Origin of the sequence: Pseudomonas sp. PICF141 (assembly GCF_002286815.1) — a bacterium.
Taxonomy (GTDB): Bacteria; Pseudomonadota; Gammaproteobacteria; order Pseudomonadales; family Pseudomonadaceae; genus Aquipseudomonas.
Genome location: NZ_MUNM01000033.1, coordinates 109,085 through 127,277 on the forward strand (window position 1 = coordinate 109,085; position 18,193 = coordinate 127,277).

Annotated in this window: 17 protein-coding genes; 7 read left to right on the top strand and 10 right to left on the bottom strand. The window is 59.3% G+C overall.

What is annotated here, in order from left to right; all coding sequences use genetic code 11:
* Positions 1-19 precede the first annotated feature (19 nt).
* Positions 20-688 carry a LexA family transcriptional regulator gene (locus tag BZL43_RS06775; RefSeq protein ID WP_095631588.1) on the bottom strand — a complete coding sequence of 223 codons (669 nt, stop codon included), beginning with the start codon at positions 686-688 and terminating at the stop codon, positions 20-22.
* 129 nt (positions 689-817) lie between these two features.
* On the opposite strand from BZL43_RS06775, the gene BZL43_RS06780 reads away from it, so the two are divergent.
* Positions 818-1,150: a DUF6124 family protein gene (locus BZL43_RS06780; RefSeq protein ID WP_095631589.1), complete on the top strand. Its 333-nt coding sequence runs from the start codon at positions 818-820 to the stop codon at positions 1,148-1,150.
* A 492-nt stretch (positions 1,151-1,642) separates the two neighbouring features.
* Entirely contained in the window at positions 1,643-2,794 is a 1,152-nt protein-coding gene (locus tag BZL43_RS06785; protein ID WP_095631590.1) for a M14-type cytosolic carboxypeptidase, read from the top strand.
* Positions 2,795-3,088: 294 nt separating this feature from the next.
* Here the strand turns inward: BZL43_RS06785 and BZL43_RS06795 are convergent, their stop codons facing one another.
* The 5 genes from BZL43_RS06795 to BZL43_RS06815 form a co-directional block, all read right to left on the bottom strand.
* Complete coding sequence (locus BZL43_RS06795; protein WP_095631592.1) at positions 3,089-3,634, bottom strand: cytochrome b; 546 nt, start codon at positions 3,632-3,634, stop codon at positions 3,089-3,091.
* Positions 3,631-4,722, bottom strand: a complete 1,092-nt coding sequence (locus BZL43_RS06800) for a catalase family peroxidase (RefSeq protein ID WP_095631593.1) — start codon at positions 4,720-4,722, stop codon at positions 3,631-3,633. Before BZL43_RS06800 ends, BZL43_RS06795 begins: the two co-directional genes overlap by 4 nt.
* Positions 4,723-4,837: 115 nt before the next feature.
* Positions 4,838-5,602, bottom strand: coding sequence for an enoyl-CoA hydratase-related protein (locus BZL43_RS06805; protein WP_095631621.1), 765 nt, complete (start codon positions 5,600-5,602; stop codon positions 4,838-4,840).
* Between the two features lie 56 nt (positions 5,603-5,658).
* Positions 5,659-6,993, bottom strand: coding sequence for a hypothetical protein (locus BZL43_RS06810; RefSeq protein ID WP_095631594.1), 1,335 nt, complete (start codon positions 6,991-6,993; stop codon positions 5,659-5,661).
* Positions 6,990-8,591, bottom strand: coding sequence for an amino acid adenylation domain-containing protein (locus tag BZL43_RS06815; protein WP_095631595.1), 1,602 nt, complete (start codon positions 8,589-8,591; stop codon positions 6,990-6,992). Before BZL43_RS06815 ends, BZL43_RS06810 begins: the two co-directional genes overlap by 4 nt.
* A 241-nt stretch (positions 8,592-8,832) precedes the next feature.
* On the opposite strand from BZL43_RS06815, the gene BZL43_RS06820 reads away from it, so the two are divergent.
* Together BZL43_RS06820 and BZL43_RS06825 are read left to right on the top strand one after the other, a co-directional pair.
* On the top strand, positions 8,833-9,339 hold the full coding sequence (locus BZL43_RS06820) for a sigma-70 family RNA polymerase sigma factor (protein ID WP_095631596.1): 507 nt from the start codon (positions 8,833-8,835) through the stop codon (positions 9,337-9,339).
* Positions 9,336-10,088 carry an anti-sigma factor gene (locus tag BZL43_RS06825; RefSeq protein WP_095631597.1) on the top strand — a complete coding sequence of 251 codons (753 nt, stop codon included), beginning with the start codon at positions 9,336-9,338 and terminating at the stop codon, positions 10,086-10,088. The genes BZL43_RS06820 and BZL43_RS06825 overlap by 4 nt, the downstream gene beginning before the upstream one ends.
* A 135-nt stretch (positions 10,089-10,223) precedes the next feature.
* Here the strand turns inward: BZL43_RS06825 and BZL43_RS28505 are convergent, their stop codons facing one another.
* On the bottom strand, positions 10,224-10,358 hold the full coding sequence (locus BZL43_RS28505) for a hypothetical protein (RefSeq protein WP_256582813.1): 135 nt from the start codon (positions 10,356-10,358) through the stop codon (positions 10,224-10,226).
* Between BZL43_RS28505 and BZL43_RS06830 the strand changes: the two genes are divergently transcribed.
* Entirely contained in the window at positions 10,357-11,658 is a 1,302-nt protein-coding gene (locus tag BZL43_RS06830) for a protein kinase (RefSeq protein ID WP_095631598.1), read from the top strand. The genes BZL43_RS28505 and BZL43_RS06830 overlap by 2 nt on opposite strands.
* 192 nt (positions 11,659-11,850) lie before the next feature.
* Here BZL43_RS06830 and BZL43_RS06840 read toward each other — a convergent pair whose 3' ends face one another.
* The gene (locus BZL43_RS06840; protein ID WP_095631600.1) at positions 11,851-12,555 is read right to left on the bottom strand and encodes a YebC/PmpR family DNA-binding transcriptional regulator; all 705 of its coding nucleotides are present in this window, start codon (positions 12,553-12,555) and stop codon (positions 11,851-11,853) included.
* A 233-nt stretch (positions 12,556-12,788) separates the two neighbouring features.
* Here BZL43_RS06840 and BZL43_RS06845 point away from each other — a divergent pair, with 233 nt between their 5' ends.
* Positions 12,789-14,213, top strand: a complete 1,425-nt coding sequence (locus BZL43_RS06845) for a type VI secretion system Vgr family protein (RefSeq protein WP_095631601.1) — start codon at positions 12,789-12,791, stop codon at positions 14,211-14,213.
* A 3-nt stretch (positions 14,214-14,216) separates the two neighbouring features.
* On the opposite strand, the gene BZL43_RS06850 is transcribed toward BZL43_RS06845, so the two are convergent.
* Positions 14,217-15,608, bottom strand: a complete 1,392-nt coding sequence (locus BZL43_RS06850; RefSeq protein WP_095631602.1) for an FAD-dependent oxidoreductase — start codon at positions 15,606-15,608, stop codon at positions 14,217-14,219.
* An 11-nt stretch (positions 15,609-15,619) separates the two neighbouring features.
* Positions 15,620-16,945 carry an MFS transporter gene (locus tag BZL43_RS06855; protein WP_095631603.1) on the bottom strand — a complete coding sequence of 442 codons (1,326 nt, stop codon included), beginning with the start codon at positions 16,943-16,945 and terminating at the stop codon, positions 15,620-15,622.
* Between the two features lie 278 nt (positions 16,946-17,223).
* On the opposite strand from BZL43_RS06855, the gene BZL43_RS06860 reads away from it, so the two are divergent.
* On the top strand, positions 17,224-18,096 hold the full coding sequence (locus tag BZL43_RS06860; protein WP_095631604.1) for a LysR family transcriptional regulator: 873 nt from the start codon (positions 17,224-17,226) through the stop codon (positions 18,094-18,096).
* Positions 18,097-18,193: the final 97 nt, after the last annotated feature.

The following is an 18,193-nucleotide window of genomic DNA, read 5'->3' on the forward strand; positions in this document are numbered from 1 at the left end:
GTTGCGAGGACCGATCTGATTAGAATTTGGCAGTCGCCTGAACCACTACGCCGATAATTCGGCATTCCTCGGTGAAAAGGGCTTTCGGATAGGTCGGATTGAGCGGGACCAGGTAACGCTGCCCGCCCTCTTCGATCAGCTTGCGAAAAACCGCCTCGGCGCTGCCGGGCCATTGGGCGATCACCAGTTTGCCGGGCTCGGGCACGATGGCCGGGTCCACCAGAATCAACATGTCCGCGGCAATGCTCACCCCCGTGGGTGCAGTCATCGCATCACCGACCACCACCAACCAGAACGCCGCGCCCTGGGCATGGTAATCGGACAGCTCGAAGCGCGGCGTGCTGGCAGTCGATGAGGCGCCGTAAGCCGATAGTTCGCCATCGCGCACCTCCCCGGTTTCCCGCCAGTCACTGACCGGGTAGCGAAAGTACGGGTTGTACTTTTGCGTCAGGGGGATTTGCTCATCATCCTGAGAGGCTTGCGGTTCACGGATCACCATCGCGACTTCAAGGTAGTCCATTCCCAGCGCCTGCAAGACACGGTTCATCTCTTGAATGCCGGGCTGGCGACGTTTATTCAGCCAATGGCCGACACCGCCCTGGGACATTCCGATGCGCTCGGCGAGTATTTCTTGAGTGACTTTGAGTTCACTCATTTTGGCCTTGACCAATTCAATCCATTTATCCATGTGCGGCACGATACGTGGGGGACTCCGACCAACAAAACACAAATTGTAGTATTTAAATTAAAGACACAAATACAGTAAGTACTAAGCTGGGCTCACGGATTTGAATCTCTCACGGAGCTTGCCATCGTCATGACCATTCCCAGCATTACCCTGCCCGACATGCAATTCGACACCACACTCAATTCGCCAAAAGGCTCGGCCGCCGCGCAGCGGGCACTGGACTATTACTTGAAACCAGCTGTGTCAGAAGAGGCCAGCGAAGAACGTTTCTTCGATGTGAACCGTAACATCAGCAGCGAAGAGGCGTTGGTCCATGCTTCGGATCTGTTGCGCTGTGCCGCTGCCACCGCGCATGAATCAGCCAACCAGCTGCAGGGCGCAAGCCGGGATCTGGCATTTTCGACGGTGCACATGATCGACATGGCCAAGGCGATGGTCGACCGATCCCTGGAAGGGGCATAGCAGGACTGAGGCGAATACGCTGGAGGAGAAAGGAAAGAATTTTCCAATCACGCAGATAAAAACATTTGACTTGCAAATGATAATGATTATTATTGCATGCAGCTGGTCGCGAGATCAGTCGATGGACCAGGGACCTTAGGTCGGTCTCCTGGACTATCTCCTCATCAGGCTAATCACGGTTTTTGACCCGGCTTTTTGCCGGGTCTTTTTTTTGCCAGTTTTCTGGCTTATGGCTTCAGGCTAATGAAGTCTGTGGGTGCTGCAAATTCGATTGGCGCGGATGATATCAAAAGAATATCTGTTGGCAAGAGAAGCCCGGCAGCATTGGGCCAAACTAACGAAAAATAGCACTTGAGAATCACTTGCACAGTCTCTAAGCTGCATCGGCGTCAAGGAGGACGCCCCCCCCTTTTTACCCTCGCAATTTCCCCCGGTTTCTCACTCCCTTGCGTGTAAAGTAGCAGCCATAAAAATCATATTCAGGAATTGGTTATGGCCGTGGCTAGATCTTCTTTCGACATTAGCGCGAACTTCGACAGTGGCAACATCGAAGTGCTGGACATCAGCAATCCTCTGCAAGCGCTGCTGGCGATCAAGCCAGACACTCGCAGCCAGCATTTCCAGTGGTTTCACTTCAAGGCCAGCGGTCTGCATGTCGGTGAAGAGCATTGGTTTCGCCTGAACAACGCCAGTAAGTCCTCGTACAACAAAGCCTGGGATGGCTATCAGGCGGTGGCGTCCTATGACCACGTCAACTGGTTCCGAGTACCAACCATCTTCGAAGGTGACTGCCTGCGTTTCAGTCTCGAAGCCAATGCCACCCATGCCTGGTTCGCCTATTTCGAACCTTACAGCCGGAGCCGTCATGACTGGCTGATCGAACAGGCATTGACCAAAGCCGGCGCCGAATTGCTCGCCACCGGCAAAAGCGTTGAAGGTCGCGACATCCAGTTATTGCGCAAAGGTACGGGTGCCGAAGGTCAGCGCAAGGTCTGGATCATTGCCCAGCAACACCCCGGCGAACACATGGCCGAGTGGTTCATGGAAGGGGTTTTCGAGCGTCTGGAAAAACACGACGATCCGGTGCTGAAAAAATTCCTGGCCAGCGCCGACCTGTACCTGGTGCCGAACATGAACCCGGACGGCGCCTTCCACGGTCATTTGCGTACCAACGCCATGGGCCAGGACCTGAACCGCGCCTGGCAGAGCGCCAGCCAGGAAGCTACCCCGGAAGTACTGTTCGTTCAGCAGCAGATGGAAAAATACGGCGTCGACCTGTTCCTCGACATCCATGGCGATGAAGAAATCCCCTACGTGTTCACCGCCGGTTGCGAAGGCAACCCGGGCTATACGCCGCGCATCGAAAAACTCGAAGAGCATTTCCGCAGTCATCTGAAACATCAGACCAAAGACTTCCAGACCAAACACGGCTACACCCGCGACGAGCCGGGCAAAGCCAACATGACCCTGGCCTGTAACAGCGTCGGTCAGAAGTTCGACTGCCTGTCGCTGACCCTGGAAATGCCCTTCAAAGACCACAATGACGCACCGAACCCACTGACCGGCTGGTCCGGCAAACGCTCCAAGCAATTGGGCAAGGATGTGCTGACAACCATCGCCGACATGGTCGATATCCTGCGCTGAATGTCCTTGGGTCAAAAGATCGCAGGCTTGTGCCGAGAGCTGCGATCTTTTGAAGTTTTCACTGGGCAGCGATCCGCACACAATCTTCCGGGCATCAATGCGGTGGCGCTGATTTATTGGTGGATGACACTCGCCACCAAAACACCCAACACCTGTGGCGAGGGGGCTTGCCCCCGTTCGGCTGCGCAGCAGTCGTAAACCGATTAAACGCGGTATGCCTGACCTGTCGCATTTAGGGCTGCTTCGCAGCCCAACGGGGGCAAGCCCCCTCGCCACATTTTTCAGCAACCCGGATCACCCGCGATCCTTACCCCGCAGCATGCTGTTCAGCACATCATCCCGACGCACCCAACCGTGAAACAACGCCGCCGCCAAATGCAGCAACACGGTCAGAAACAGCAGGTACGCCAGGTACCCATGCGCCTTGCGCAGGAACGCAAACACCTGCGCATTCGCTGGCAGAATCGACGGCAACTGCAACGAACTACTGAGCATTACCGGATCGCCAGCGGCCGAAATCATTGCCCAGCCCAGTAGCGGCAAAATCAGCATCAAGGCATACAGCAGCGCATGCGAAGCCTTGGCCGCGAACGCTTGCCAGGCTGGCAGGTCTGCCGGCAGCGGTGGTTGGCGGGTCGAAAAACGCACGGCCAAGCGCACGATCACCAGCAGCAGAATCGCAACGCCCAAAGGTTTGTGCAGCTGGATCAGCCACTGATGGCGTTCGGATACCGAGGCTGCCATGCCCGCGCCGATAAACAGCATCGAGAGGATCATCAGCGCCATCAGCCAGTGCAGCAGCCGCGCCAAAGGCGCGAAATGGGTCGGTTGAGCGCTCATTGTTGAGACTCCTGTTTGGCGTTGGGTAACTGCTTCACTTCGCTGGCGCGGCGCAGGTAAGAACGGGCGTAACCCGCTGAGCGAGCGGCGAGCAGCGGGTCGTCGGAGCCTTCGATACCGCTGGGCAATACCAGTGGGTCGTAGTTGATGTCACGGCACTCGCCATTGAGTTGCGGTTGGGTGCTTTCGAGCACCAGCGTGCCCGCGTTCAGCACTTTTCGGCCGTCGGGCCAGACTTTACTCGCATCGTTGGTCGGGTCCCCAGGGTTCGCCAAGGTGATGTTCAACTGCCAACGCAGCGGTCCGGCAGACAAGCGCTGCACCAAGTCTTTCTCCAGGAAATCACTGCCCTCGGCGGCCGTTGCACCGGCCGCGTCCTGAGCCAGTGGCGTCATGCTCCAACGCACCGCTTGCCGCTGACCGGCCGCGTTCACCAGGTAAAACGCGTTGACGCTGTTATAAGTCTCTGTCGCGTAACTGGCAGAAGGTTTGGCCGTCTTGATCCAGGCCAGAAACGGCGCGGCTTCAGGGTGAGAACCAAAGAACGCTGACACCGCCGCCGGATTCGGTTTGCCGGTTGCCGGATCCGGTGACTGTGCTTGTTGCAACTGATAGAACGCCTCGGGCGTGCCCACCGGGAACACCGGCATGCTGTTCATCCCGGTGCGCCACTGCTGACCGTTGGCCTGGCTAAAACGGAGCGCCAGGCTGCGGATCGGCACGCTGTTGTCCGGCGCGTAAGGATTGCCGGCAGGCAGCGCGAAACGCCCCACCACCGGGGTCCGCGCTTCGCTGAACACTTGGGCACTGGAATATTCGCGCGCCTGGTTGCTGCTTTCGAAATGCCCGATCACGCACACGCCTTTGGCGTGATTGCGACGGAATCCCGGGTGCACGCCGTTATTTTTCTCCAGCACATTGACCAAGTCTTTTGGCGTCAGGCGTTGTGGGTCGAGCGTGCCGTTGACGTAGGCAAAAGCCCCGGCCAGCGCCGCGACCACCACGGCAATGCCGGTCAGGCGCAATGTCAGGCTCGCGCCACTCAACGGTGGCCGAGAGGGCCCTGTTGTAGATGAACGATCAACCATGAAAGTCTCCAGGGCATCGGGGGAAAAGACCTATGAGACGAACGTCACGTAGGATTATTCCCCCTGAACTGTAGTTTCTTTCAAAGCGCCGCGAGCGGCGGATCCTCAAGCCCGCTCAAACACGGTTAAAACGCGGGGCACGCTTCTCCAGAAACGCCTGCATACCTTCCTTTTGCCCCTGCGTGGCAAACAAACCATGAAACACTCTGCGCTCATACAGAAGGCCATCGTGCAATCCCGACTCCAAAGCCCGGTCAACCGCTTCACGCGCAGCCAAGGTGGCGGTTTTGGCGAAACCGGCGATCGTCTGCGCGACCACCAAGGATTGCTCCAGTAGATCGCTGGCAGCGATTACACGCGATACCAGTCCTGCCCGTTCCGCTTCTTCGGCCGACATCGAGCGTCCGGTCAGAATCATGTCCATGGCTTTCGCCTTGCCGATCAGGCGTGTCAGACGCTGGGTGCCTCCCATGCCAGGCATCACCCCCAATCTGATTTCCGGTTGGCCAAACCAAGCCGTATCCGCGGCGAAGATCAGATCGCACATCATGGCCAACTCACAACCGCCGCCATAGGCATAACCGGCAACAGCGGCCAGCTTGGGCGTACGTAACGCGGCAAAGGCTTCCCACTCGGCAAAATAATCCTCGTGAACCATGTCCAGATAAGACTTTTCGTACATTTCCTTGATATCGGCGCCAGCCGCAAAAAAATCCTGCGTCCCGGTGATCACGAAACAACCGACGCCGGGGTCGCGATCCAGTCGTTGCAAGGTGTCCAGCAGTTCGCGCATAAGGGCCGAGCTCAAAGCATTCCTGGCCTGGGGACGATTGAGACGAATCAATACCACTCGATCATGACGTTCGATCAGTGTGTGCATGGTGACCTCTTTGAATACGGGTGAAAGGTTTGAATGAAAAATACGCTTGGCCAGCATCAGGAATCCCAGATTGCGCCATAGGCCGGAATGCCCCGCCCCTCCATTTCCTCAACCACTCGCTGAGTGAGCGTCTGGTTCGAAATGCAGATCACCGCCTCGGCACCGAACGTTCGAACGGCGTCATAGGCCAGATGCACAAGGTCTGGCTTGCCAAGCACATCGGTGTCCCAGATCAAGGCGTCAGGATTGGCCCGCAGAATCTCTTCCACCAGTTCGTCACCGTAGGTTTTTCGGGGGCTACGCGTCGACCAGACCAGACGTATCGGCACCTGTTTAGCCAACAAATGGGGCAACACCGGCCCGATGCCGCTGCCCGTGGCGATGTACACCACCGATTTGAACAGGGTTTCGATATGGGCCACGCCAGCGGTGGTGATGCCTTTGACCCAGACATGAGTCGGCATCTGCTCGATCAGCTCGCCGGTCCAGTCACCCGCCCGGGAAATGATCAGGCGAAAACCCGCTTCACCCGGTGTGGGAATATTGGCAAAGGAATGCCACTCCATAAGCGGGTTGAGACTGATTGCGTTGGACGAGCCGGCAAACGGCGTGACATGGGCAAAACGGGCAATCACCGCATGGGAAGAAGGCCTGATCAGTTGCACCGGCACTTTGCGCAGGCGAAACCATGGCAAGGCAATACTGAACGTCAGCACAAACAGCATCCAGAACGGCACCGACGTTGATAGCACCTCGTGCACGGCGACCTGCGGATTCTGATCCCGGGTAAACAGAACGGTCCAAACCCAGAACAGGCCCAGTGCAGACCATCCACCAAAGCGGTGCATTCGTTCGAACCCGTTATGAAAACGTGCGCGAATCCATGGATGAGCCATCGTCGCCACCAACAGCAAGATGCTCAGCAATCCGGCGCTTACGCCCAGCAAGGCCGGGGAAGTCCCACCCAGGCCCGCAGTCCAGTGCCAGATCAAGGAGCCACACAACACCGCGAACCAGCCAATCGCCGCCAGCGCGCCACCGCTGTGCAGGCCGCCGAAGTGATAAACCTTGGCCAGTGAGCGGCGAATCGCCAGTGGCCAGCAAGTGGGCGCCCGGGTTGCCAGCCAGAACAGCAGATTGATGATGTATTGCTGGCGAATCAAAATCGCCATCGACAGATTGGCCACCACCAAACCCGACAGCGCCTCAAGCACAATCCCCGAGGATGTCCACCACTGACCCGCGGTCAGCCCATGCGCCAGCGCTGCAATATTGAGTGCAAGCACCAAGGCAACCAGACGGTTGTAATGTGAAAATATCGACAACGTTCCCAATCGCCGCCATAACGCGCGTTTTGCGGGCAGCGTGGTGGCCGGAATCATCCCGCTCATGCGCTCACCCCTTGCCTGCTTGCTGCATTGAGGTCGGCCTGATGCGTCATCGCCCATTCCAGCAACAAGCGCTTGTCGACCTTGCCCCGTGATGTCAGTGGAATGTGCTCCACAGCGAGGATCAGCGAAGGGACGCAATAGTAGGCAAGCCGTTCTTCACAGCGACGTCTTGCAGCATCGATGTCCGTGGCAAGCGGATAAACGAAGGCCACCAGATGGCGACTGTCGAGTTTCAACGTGACCGCCCGCTCGCAGTGGTCCGTTGATTCCAGAGCGGCCGAAACAGCGTCAAGCTCTACTCGAAACCCTCTGACCTTGACCTGATCATCGACGCGTCCCAGGTGTTCAAGTTCTCCGTTGGCTGTCCAGCGCCCCAGATCACGTGTGCGGAACATCATCCGGCCCTGCCCCAGAAACGGATCAGGCCGATAACGCTCGGCGGTCAGCGCCGGGTTCCCCAAATAACCGGCCGTCACACAGTCGCCACCGGCCCACATCTCGCCTTGCTCACCCACGTTGCAGAGCTGGCCCGCCTCGTCCAGTACGTACACCGTGTTGTTGGGCGTGGGTTTGCCTATCGTCAACGCACCTGCGCCCCGGTAATGCTGCAGGGTATTGATAATGGTGGTTTCGGTCGGGCCACAGGCATTGTAGAAAGTGCAGAACGAGGACCAGCGATCCGCCAGAGGTTGCGGGCACGGCTCTCCGGCAAGGGCCACGACCTTGATTTGCTGACAACGCAAGGGATCGAGTGTGCCGAGAATCGAGGGCGTGGCGATCAGCACATCGCATTGTTCGGCAGTCTGGCCGATGTCCTTGCCACGGATCATCAACGTTGCGCCATGAGCCAGACAACCGAGTATTTCCCAGGCCGCCATGTCAAAGGCAATGTTAAGTATCTGCCCCACCTTGAGCCCGGGGCGCAGGCCGAGATTGCCAGGCGCTGTCAGCAGAATGTTGCACACATTGCGTTGGGTCACCCGCACCCCATTGGGCAGGCCAGTGGTGCCGGAGGTGAACAGAACAAAACACTGTGGGTCTGGTGTCGCGGTCAGCGAATAGCCCTCATTGAGGTCGTCTGCGGCCGTTGATTCCAGCTTCATGAACTCATCGAGGCAAATGCAGAGCTGCTGTGACGCCAGGGGAATTCGCGACTCGAGGCTCGACAGCGTCAGCACCACACGCGTGGAGGCCACTTCCATGATGTGGCGCAATTGCGCGGCGGGAGTAATCCCCACGTGTTGAGGGATATAGGCAGCGCCCACTTTCAATACTGCCAGGATGCCCACCAGCATCGGGATGGAACGTTCCACAAACAAGGCCACGTGATCGCCCGGGCTCACGCCCTTCTGACGTAATACTGCGGCCAGTCGGTTGGCCTGCCGGTTTAATTCGCCATAGCTGATGGTCTCCTCCAGATGATGAGCAGCAATGCCTCGCGGGTTGGCCGCGGCTTGAGCTTCGATGGCGTGATGGATCAGCGGAAAATCTGGCCGAACCGTTGGCCCACGACCGAATCGCTGCCACGCTTGCTGGGCATCGCTGGAAAGCAGCGAGCAGGCCGCTGCCGATTCAAGGGGAACTTGGCACTCTTGCATGTCAAAAAATCTCTTCAGGCTCAATCAATGTTCAAGCACGGGTGATCTGCGCAGCCTGGTTAGTAAGCTGGGCTGATTGCCTGTGCGCTGCATGGTTGAGCCACGAAGTTCGATGCCATTACATGGATTACAAATCCATCAGAAATCTCCTACAAAATTTTCTTTCAGAGGGAATAACCTGCTGCGGCCGGCGTCCTTCTTTTCAGTGCCCATCATCACCGCCAGAGAACACGCTTTTTCCATGAACAACCTCGACGGACATTTGCGTGAAATCATTCCCAGGCTGCGGCGTTTCGCCGTATCGCTGACGCGCAACCCCAGCAGCGCCGACGATCTGGTGCAAGCCAGTCTTGAACGGGCGCTGTCGAATTGGGACAGCAAACGTCCCGAGGGCGACTTGCGCGCCTGGCTGTTTGCAATTCTTTATCGGCAGTTTCTGGACGCCCGTCGCCGCTCCCGACGTTATGCACGCATGCTCGATTTTTTTACCGGACGCGACGATGAGCAACCTTCGGTAGAACGTACGGTGATTGCCCAATCGACCCTGCAAGCGTTCGATCGACTCAACACCGAGCAGCGTGCATTGCTGCTCTGGGTGTCGGTGGAAGGCTTGAGTTACAAGGAGGTCGCCGAGATTCTCGAGGTTCCCATCGGCACCGTGATGTCGCGTCTGTCCCGCGCACGTCAGGCCTTGCGCCAGCTCAGCGACGGCGAAATCGCTCCCCCTTCTCTGCGGAGACTCAAATGATCAGCATGCCTCCCAGTGAATGCGACCTGCACGCCTACATCGATCACCAACTCAGCGACGCCGACCGCCATCGGGTGCAGATTTATCTGGCCAGCAATCCCGAGGTGGCGGCGCAAGTTCGCGCCTGGCAACACGATGCCCAACAATTGCGCGCTGCCCTGAGCGGCGCCTTGCAACAACCGGCCAACCCGCAACTCGACCCGGCGATGATTCGCCAGCGAGTCGCACGCCAGTCGCGCCGCCATCTGGCCAGCGCCGCGGTGTTGCTGATGGCGGTCAGTGTCGGCGGACTGGGCGGTTGGCAGGCGCGACAAATGACCCTGGTCAGCACCTCCCTGCCGATGACCGATGCTATGCAGGCCTACCGATTGATTGCCCAGCAAGGCATCCTGCCGGCGGACTACAAAGTCAGCGATGACGGCGATATGCAGGGCTGGCTCGACCGGTATTTCAGTCAGGCGCAACGCCTGCCAAACCTGACCGCTTCTGGATACACACCCGTCAGCGGACGGTTGCTCAGCACTGAACAAGGGCCGGCGGCGATGGTGGTTTATGAAAATCAGAGCGGCCATAAAGTCAGCTTCTACGTCCGTCCACCCGGGCCGAAAAACTTCCTCCTGCCTCGGGGGAGCCGCAACGATGGTGAGTTGCAGGCCGAGTATTGGTCGGGGGCCGGTTACAACTACGCGATGGTCAGCCCGAGTGATACACCGGCGGCGCAGATGCTCAAGCAAACTGCGCAGTTCTGATCACCACCATTCCCCTGTGTGCGAGCCTGCTCGCGATGAGGCCGGTACACTCAACATTCAATGTCGACTGATACACCGCCATCGCGAGCAGGCTCGCACACATTGGGTCCGTCCTAACCACCGACAAACCCGTGGTCAGGTCGAGGCGATGAAGCAGTATCTGACGACTGCGATCGCGATCGACGAGGCCAAGCCCGACTTTCCCGCTATCATGTCGCCCATTTTCAGGGCCACCAGGCCCTTCTCCTGATCAATAGCGAACTTGCCCATGGATACCCTCGCCCAACTGCGCGCCGGCCAATTGTCGGGCATCACCCGTCTGGACCTGGCCTGCGGCCTGACAGAATTCCCCCGGGAAATCTTCGACCTGGCGGACTCGCTGGAAGTGCTCAACCTCAGCGGCAATGCCTTGCGCAGCCTGCCGGATGATTTGCATCGCCTGACCCGGCTGCGCGTGCTGTTCTGCTCGGACAACCTGTTTACCGAACTGCCCGCCTGCCTCGGTCAATGCGCCGCGCTGACGATGATCGGTTTCAAGGCCAACGCCATCGAAAATGTGCCCGGCGCCGCCCTGCCGCCACTGCTGCGCTGGCTGATCCTGACTGACAACCGCCTCACGAGCCTGCCGACCGAACTGGGTGAACGCCCGCATCTGCAAAAGCTCATGCTCGCCGGCAACCGGTTACAGCGTTTGCCCGCAAGCCTGAGCCGGTGCCATCGACTCGAACTGATCCGTATCGCCGCCAATCAGCTCACCGAACTCCCCGAATGGCTGCTGACCCTGCCGAGCCTGACTTGGCTGGCGTATGCCGGTAACCCGCTGGAAACCGAAGCCGATGCGGCGGCGCTTGAAGCCACGGCGAGCATTTCATGGTCGGGGCTGAGCCTGGAGAAGAAACTGGGTGAAGGCGCGTCCGGAGTCATCTATCAGGCGTTGTGGGAACAAACCAGACATGTCGCGGTAAAACTCTACAAAGGCGAAATGACCAGCGATGGCTCACCGCTGCATGAGATGAATGCCTGCATCACCGCCGGCTTGCACCCCAATCTGATCCGGGTCGAGGGCCGAATTGTCGATCACCCGCAGCAAACGGCCGGGCTGGTGATGCAATTGATCGATCCGAGTTACCGCAACCTGGCCGGGCTGCCGAGCCTGGCGTCCTGCACCCGCGACGTCTACGCCGACGATACCCGGTTCAGCGCTGGCGTGGCGTTGCGCATCGCCAGTGGCATTGCTTCAGTGGCTGAACATTTGCACCGCCAAGGCATCACTCATGGCGACCTCTATGCTCACAACATCCTGTGGAATGAACACGGTGATTGCCTGTTGGGGGATTTTGGTGCGGCATCGTTCCATGCCACCGCAGACAGCCTTGAAAGCCGCGCGCTGCAACGGATCGAAGTGCGGGCGTTCGGGGTTTTGCTGGGGGAATTGCTGGCGCGGATCGACTCGGGGTTAAGCGAAGATCAGCGGGTCGCGTTAGAGGATTTACAGCAGCGCTGCTGCCAGCTGGATGTGCTGGCGCGGCCGGGGTTCAGTGAGGTTGTGCGGGAGTTGAATGGTTTCTGACCGCAAAACATACTGTTTGGACCGGGGACATGGTGGACCTGTGGCGAGGGGGCTTGCCCCCGTTGGGTTGCGAAGCGACCCCAAAAGCGACGGCTGCTGCGCAACCGAACGGGGGCAAGCCCCCTCGCCACAGGCAAGCCTCCTCGCCACAAGGCCCTCGCCACAAGTCAGACCACAAACTGTCGGGACCGCTTAACCCGCCAACCCGACAAACATGTCCTGCACGTCATCGTGGTTATCGAGGCCTTCGAGGAAGGCTTCGACTTCTGCCATCTGCTCATCGCTCAAGCCACTGACCGGGTTCTTCGGCTGGTAGCCCAACTTGGCCGACAATACGGTGAAACCCTGCTCCGGCAGCGCTTTCTGGACCGCATCCAGGTCCGCAGGTTCGGTCAGGAACAGCGTCGCGCCGTCTTCGCCTGGCTCGAAATCCTGGGCACCGGCTTCGATCGCGGCCACTTCCGGATCGGCGTCCGGGCTGTCCGGGGAGGCCTCGATCATGCCGACGTGGTTGAAGTCCCAGGCCACCGAACCGGAAGCGCCCAACTGGCCCTTGCGGAAGGCGACGCGGATTTCAGCGACGGTGCGGTTGATGTTGTCAGTCACGCATTCAACGATCAGCGGCACCTGATGCGGTGCGAACCCTTCATACGTCACACGATGGTACTGCACGGTTTCGCCGAGCTGGCCGGAGCCTTTCTTGATCGCGCGTTCCAGGGTTTCGCGGGGCATCGAGGCTTTTTTCGCCTGTTCGACCACCAGACGCAGGTGTGCGTTGGTGGCGGTATCGGCACCGTTGCGCGCAGCAATGGTGATTTCTTTCACCAGTTTGCCGAAGATCTTGCCCTTGGCGTTGGCTGCCGCTTCTTTGTGTTTAACCTTCCACTGTGCGCCCATTACTCACTCTCTTGATCTGTGGCGCCGAGACATCTATTGGCCGACGCATGGCGCAAGTTTATACGGCCTAAAGATGCCAATCGACCAAAAATTCCAGGATCTTCGCCTCGTCACGCATCGACATCTTCACCAGTGTTTGTAGGGCTATTCTGAAAAGTCGATTTGCGGTGACGCTTCAGGGCTGTGGTTTCGTACCCTCTGCGCCCCATCCTCCCCTGGCAGAAGCGCGTTCGATGCACAACGATAAGGAAAGCCCCTTTACCCTGACACTGCTCGACGGCGGTTTGAGTTTGCAGGTGTTGCAGTTCAGCGGCCATGAAGGTCTCAACCAGCCCTATCGATTCGACATCGACGTGATCGGCTTCGCACCGCCGATGCACCTCGACCAATGGCTGCAACAACCGGCGTTTTTGCGGCTGGCGGATGACCAGGGCATTCACGGCGTGATCCACAGCGTCAGTCGCGAACATCGCGGCCCGCACCGGGTCGGCTATTCCCTGGTGCTGACGCCCCGTCTGCAACACTTGGATCGACACTGTTCGCGTCGGGTGTTTCATCGTCTCAGCGTCCCCGCAATCGTGCGTCAATTGCTGGAGGAGCATCAATTACCCGAACACAGCTACCGTTTCGAACTGGCAAACGGCTGCTACCCGCCCCGGCCTTTTTGCATTCAGTACGATGAAAGCGATCTGGCTTTCCTGCAGCGGCTATGCGAAGAAGAAGGCATCCACTATCACTTCGAACATCAGCCCGACGGACACGTGCTGGTGCTGGCCGATGACAGCTTGAGTTTCCCCCAGGCGCCATTATTGATGCCGTTCCAGGACGACACATTCAATGGCGCCGGGTTGCCGGTGATCAGCGAACTGTTCCAGCGCCATGAGCCGACCCTCGCCCCGGCGCGATGGGACGCCAGAAACCGCGGCGCGCCGGTGATCGGCGATGGCGCGGCGAATCACATGCTCGCCAGAACGGGCCCGGTAACGGCACGTCCAGCACCCGCGCAGCTTCATCAAGACCAGCTCAGCCGCCGACGCCTGGAACGCCTGCGTTGCCCGCAACGGCAGATCCACGGCCAAAGCAACCAGAGCGAATTGTGCAGTGGACGGATCCTGCAAGTGGCGCAGCATCCGCTTTCCAGTTTCAACGATCAGTGGTTGCTCACCGATATCCGGCATCAGGGGCAGCAGCCCTCGATTCTCGCCCAGGATCAGCCCGACAAGGGGCGGCACTACAGCAATCAATTCACAGCCATCCCTTGGTCAACGGTCTTCAGGCCGGCACTTAAACAGATCAAGCCGAGTATTCCAGGCTATCAGACCGCCCGAGTGCTCGGCCTCGCCGGGCAACCGGCGGCACTCGATGACCAAGGCCGGATACAGGTCAGGCTATGGCCGACGCCAACGTTGGCGACGGATGAAGCGGCCGGTCTCTGGCTACCGGTCGCCCTGACAACGCCGAACGGTTGGATCGATCCGGACAGACTGCCCACGGCCGGCACCGACGTATTGATCAGTTTTCTGGACAGCGATCCGGACCGGCCGGTGCTGTGTGCCGGCATGGGTCATCCGAAGCCTTCCCGGCCTGCTCCCGAGCCGCGCCGCGATGGCCGCCTGCTGCTCGATTGGCTGGTCAACCGCCCGGATCTCGCACCTTGAGTTTCACCCCTTGTCGGCCTTGCCCGCAGCCGCGGCAAATTTGGCGAGCCGCACATCGAGGTGTCGTGGCCGGCGCCCATGATCCTCGGCGCGTTCCTTGCGGCGGATGGCGTTGCGCACCATCAATGAGCCGAGGTAGCGGATCGGCTCGGGCGGAAAAAAGCCCAACGGGCCATTCACCAAAGGCGAACGCGTCCAGGCGTTGTCCAGCCCCAGCACCATTGAGGCAAGAATCTGCCCGCCCATATGGCAAGGCCCGACGCCACTGCCGGAATAACCGAATCCGTAGAACACATTGCCGCTGGCGCTCATCTGGCCGAAGAACGGTAAACCGGTAACGGAACGATCCGAAGGCCCGTTCCAGGTGGCCTCGACCTTGACCTTGGCGAACGCCGGGAAGAACTCGCTCAGGCTGTGCTGCAGCAAGCCGGCATAAGGCGATGGCTGATCGAACACCGGCAGCATTCGACCACCGTAGGCGAAGGTATTGCCACCCTTGCCGAGCATGATTCGACCGTCCGGGGTGTTGTGGTAGTAGTGCACGAAAATCCGCGAATCAAGCACTGTCACGCCGCTGGTCAAACCGATCTCCTGGAGCAAATCCGGCCGTGGCTCGGTGATCAGCATGTCGCTGGAAACAATCGCCACACTGCGTTCGAACTGTGGAAACGCCCGGGCCATCCAGGCATTCATCGCCAGCACCACCCGGTCGGCGCGGACTGTGCCATGGGGAGTTTGAATCTGCGCAGGCTCACCCTCCAACAAGCCGGTCATCGCTGTGTTTTCATGAATCCTCACTCCCAGCTGCAAGGCCACCCGACGCAAGCCGCGCACCAGTTTACCCGGCTGAATACTCGCAGCAGCCGGAGAAAACCAGCCTTCCAGGTGTTTACTGGAACCGGCCATTCGCTGTACATCCGCTAATGGTCGCTGGGTGAAAGAGTTGATGCCGTTGCGCTCCAGCGCGGTAATCACCGCGTCGGTCGAGCCGCATTGGGCGTGGTTGGTGGCGGTGTAGAGCGTGCCGTCGAGACGGTAATCGGCGTCCACCGCGTACTGTTCGCAGAAGGCGCCGATGGCGTGGATGCTGCGCTCGGATTCCTTGACCAGCCGCACCGCCTCCTCGACGCCGAACAACCGTTCCAGGGTGAAATACCTGGCCGACCAGGACAGCGCACAACCACCGTTGCGTCCACTGGCACCGGCACCGCAGATGTCTGCTTCGATCAGCAGCACGTCCAGTTCGGGGTTCTGCTGCTTGAGCATGATGGCGGTCCACAAGCCGGTGTAGCCGCCACCGACAATACAGACGTCGGTGCGGGTATTACCGGATAAAGGTTCGCACGGCGCGCAGGACTCGGCCGCCAGCGCCTGTTCCAGCCAGTAAGGTCTCATGGGGGTAATCCTTATGTACGCAGGGGTTTTACGGTTATCGGTTGGTTAGGCACAAAGGCTGTTTCGGCCCGCAGACCCGCCGGACGACTGTTCCAGTGAGGAATCAACACCAGCGCTGAAAACAACGCGCAACCGGCAAAAACGATGAATACCGTGACCGAGTCGAAGTAACCTGGCAGCAGCCCGCCGAGAATCGCCCCAACCGAGCCGCAACCGTTGACGAATCCCGCTGCCGTGGCACCGGCCTTGGCGGTGCCGAAATCGATGGCCGCCGCGCCGCTGATCATCGAATCCGGCCCGTACAGGGTCAGGCCCATGACGAACAGCAGCGCCACCACCAGCAACACGCTGCCGGTATGCAACGCGCCCATGAACAGCGCCAGGGAAACCGTGAGCGCCAACAAGCTCAATACACAGGCCGGCATGCGTCGTGCACCGTACAGTTTGTCTGAGGCAAGGCCCAGCAGGATCGGCCCGAGCAACCCGGCCAGTTCGAACGCGGTGGGGATGATCGCTGCGCCGACCTTGCCCACTGTGGGCATTTGCTCGAAAACGATCACCGGCCCCCACAGCAGAATCGCGTAGCGCGCCGGTTTCAACAGAAAGTACGCCAGCCCCAGCACCAACACCGTGCGGTTGCGCAGGATTTCACGCAGCGGCTCCAGAACGCTGATCTTGCTTTGAGCGTGCGCCTCTTCGGCGGTTAATGCAGGTTCCGGCTCCACCGCCGGCAAGCCGACGTCTTCCGGTTTGTTGCGTTGAAAAATAAAAAACAGCACGGCGACCAGCCCAACCACCGCCGCACTGGAAATGAACGCCGCCTGCCAGGTGCCGATCAGCGTGTACGCCCACCAGCCTGCAAACGGCGACGCCACCAGCCCGCCAAAGGCGTAGCAGGAGCTCCATAAACCCAACACTCGCCCACGTTGCTCGGCAGGAAAGAAACTGCCGATGTTCTTGCACAACCCCGACCATCCGGTGGACTGCGCCAGCCCTTGAATCAACATGCACGTGGCGAAAATCGGCAATGTGGCAAAGCTGCCCATCACCAGCGCGGCTATCGCGGAAATCAGCAATCCGCCGAGCACCACGACCCGTGGCCCGAAGCGGTCGGCCAGGATGCCCCAGGTGAATTGCCCGATGGCGTAAGCCGCCAGGTAGATGGCGTCCAGATTGGCCATGGCCATTTTGTCGAGAGTGAACGTAGGGTCTTCGGCGATCCCCAGTTTGGCCACGGAAAAGGCTTTACGGGTGAAATAGAACGCCGCATACGCGAGCCAGGTAATGGCGAAAATCTGCACGCGCCAACGCTTGATGGTACCGATGGAACTGTTCATTGTGGTTCTGACCTCGGGGGTGAGTGTGCCGGCAGAATTGGAAGAAAACGCCTGTGTTTTTATTGTTGAGCACTGCGATATCACCTGTTCCCTGAGGCGATACCGGTCAGATGAGTCCTGCTGATTGCACGCACAGGCTCATGGCCGCCGGTGCTGTTTCGACTGAGCAGTCACCGGGGCTGAAGCGGATAAAAACAATTACTGATTAATAAGTGAAATCGATTTATCGTATTTCCAATATAAGCTCAGCTTGTTACTGGCCGTTACTGGAGAGTTCGATGTCGGTATCCCACGCCCAGCTCAAAGCCTTCCACGCCGTAGCGGTCCACGGAAGCTTTACCAAGGCCGCCGAGCGGCTGTTTCTGACGCAACCAGCGATTTCCGATCAAGTGCGCAAGCTTGAAGAGCGTTTCGGTGTGTTGCTGTTCCACCGCAACAAGCGCTCCGTGCGCCTGACTGATCTGGGCGAGCGCCTGTTGAGCATCACCCAGCGGCTGTTCGTCATCGAAGCCGAGGCCCAGGAGTTGCTTCACGCCTCTCAGGCGTTGCAGACCGGCAGCCTGATTCTGGCGGTGGATGCGCCGGTGCATGTGTTGCCGCAAATCGCGCGGTTCTGCGAGCGCTACCCCGGCATCAGCGTGAAAATCGAAACCGGCAACACCGACGAATCGCTGTTTCGGCTGTTCAACTACCAGGCCGATCTGGCCCTGTTGGGCCGCGATGTCAATGACGATCGTTTGCTCTCGTTGCCGCTGCGCAATGACCCGATGGTGGCGTTCGTTTCACGCCATCATCCATGGGCCGATCGTGAGTCCATCTGCCTGGCGGACCTGGACGACACACCGCTGGTGCTGCGGGAAATCGGCTCGGTGACACGGCAAACCCTGGAAGAAGAAATGGCCCGGGCGGGGTTGCGCATCCGTCCGGCGATTGAAGTCGAAGGCCGGGAAGCGGCGCGCGAGGCAGTGGTGGTCGGGATTGGTGTGGGGGTGGTGTCGGCCGCGGAATTCGGCGCGGATTCGCGAGTGTGCGCGTTGCCGATTACCGATTGCACACGGCGGCTGACGGAAACGCTGGTGTGCTTGCGCGAGCAGAGTTCGCGGCGAGTGGTGGCGACATTTCTGGAGATGGTTCGCGAGAGTCTGGCGTAGGCAGGTGCGGCCTCTTCGCGGGCAAGCCACAGAATTTATGCTGGCGGCAAATCTTCACGACACAAAACCTGTGGGAACGTGGCTTGCCCGCGATAGC

What these genes read in the sequence shown, in the direction of transcription:
- BZL43_RS06830 (WP_095631598.1), top strand. Translation starts at nt 10,357, where the DNA reads ATGGATACCCTCGCCCAACTGCGCGCCGGCCAATTGTCGGGCATCACC.
- BZL43_RS06820 (WP_095631596.1), top strand. Translation starts at nt 8,833, where the DNA reads ATGAACAACCTCGACGGACATTTGCGTGAAATCATTCCCAGGCTGCGG.
- BZL43_RS06850 (WP_095631602.1), bottom strand. Translation starts at nt 15,608, where the DNA reads ATGAGACCTTACTGGCTGGAACAGGCGCTGGCGGCCGAGTCCTGCGCG.
- BZL43_RS06825 (WP_095631597.1), top strand. Translation starts at nt 9,336, where the DNA reads ATGATCAGCATGCCTCCCAGTGAATGCGACCTGCACGCCTACATCGAT.
- BZL43_RS06840 (WP_095631600.1), bottom strand. Translation starts at nt 12,555, where the DNA reads ATGGGCGCACAGTGGAAGGTTAAACACAAAGAAGCGGCAGCCAACGCC.
- BZL43_RS06780 (WP_095631589.1), top strand. Translation starts at nt 818, where the DNA reads ATGACCATTCCCAGCATTACCCTGCCCGACATGCAATTCGACACCACA.
- BZL43_RS06855 (WP_095631603.1), bottom strand. Translation starts at nt 16,945, where the DNA reads ATGAACAGTTCCATCGGTACCATCAAGCGTTGGCGCGTGCAGATTTTC.
- BZL43_RS06815 (WP_095631595.1), bottom strand. Translation starts at nt 8,591, where the DNA reads ATGCAAGAGTGCCAAGTTCCCCTTGAATCGGCAGCGGCCTGCTCGCTG.
- BZL43_RS28505 (WP_256582813.1), bottom strand. Translation starts at nt 10,358, where the DNA reads ATGGGCAAGTTCGCTATTGATCAGGAGAAGGGCCTGGTGGCCCTGAAA.
- BZL43_RS06775 (WP_095631588.1), bottom strand. Translation starts at nt 688, where the DNA reads ATGGATAAATGGATTGAATTGGTCAAGGCCAAAATGAGTGAACTCAAA.
- BZL43_RS06860 (WP_095631604.1), top strand. Translation starts at nt 17,224, where the DNA reads ATGTCGGTATCCCACGCCCAGCTCAAAGCCTTCCACGCCGTAGCGGTC.
- BZL43_RS06795 (WP_095631592.1), bottom strand. Translation starts at nt 3,634, where the DNA reads ATGAGCGCTCAACCGACCCATTTCGCGCCTTTGGCGCGGCTGCTGCAC.
- BZL43_RS06785 (WP_095631590.1), top strand. Translation starts at nt 1,643, where the DNA reads ATGGCCGTGGCTAGATCTTCTTTCGACATTAGCGCGAACTTCGACAGT.
- BZL43_RS06805 (WP_095631621.1), bottom strand. Translation starts at nt 5,602, where the DNA reads ATGCACACACTGATCGAACGTCATGATCGAGTGGTATTGATTCGTCTC.
- BZL43_RS06845 (WP_095631601.1), top strand. Translation starts at nt 12,789, where the DNA reads ATGCACAACGATAAGGAAAGCCCCTTTACCCTGACACTGCTCGACGGC.
- BZL43_RS06810 (WP_095631594.1), bottom strand. Translation starts at nt 6,993, where the DNA reads ATGAGCGGGATGATTCCGGCCACCACGCTGCCCGCAAAACGCGCGTTA.
- BZL43_RS06800 (WP_095631593.1), bottom strand. Translation starts at nt 4,722, where the DNA reads ATGGTTGATCGTTCATCTACAACAGGGCCCTCTCGGCCACCGTTGAGT.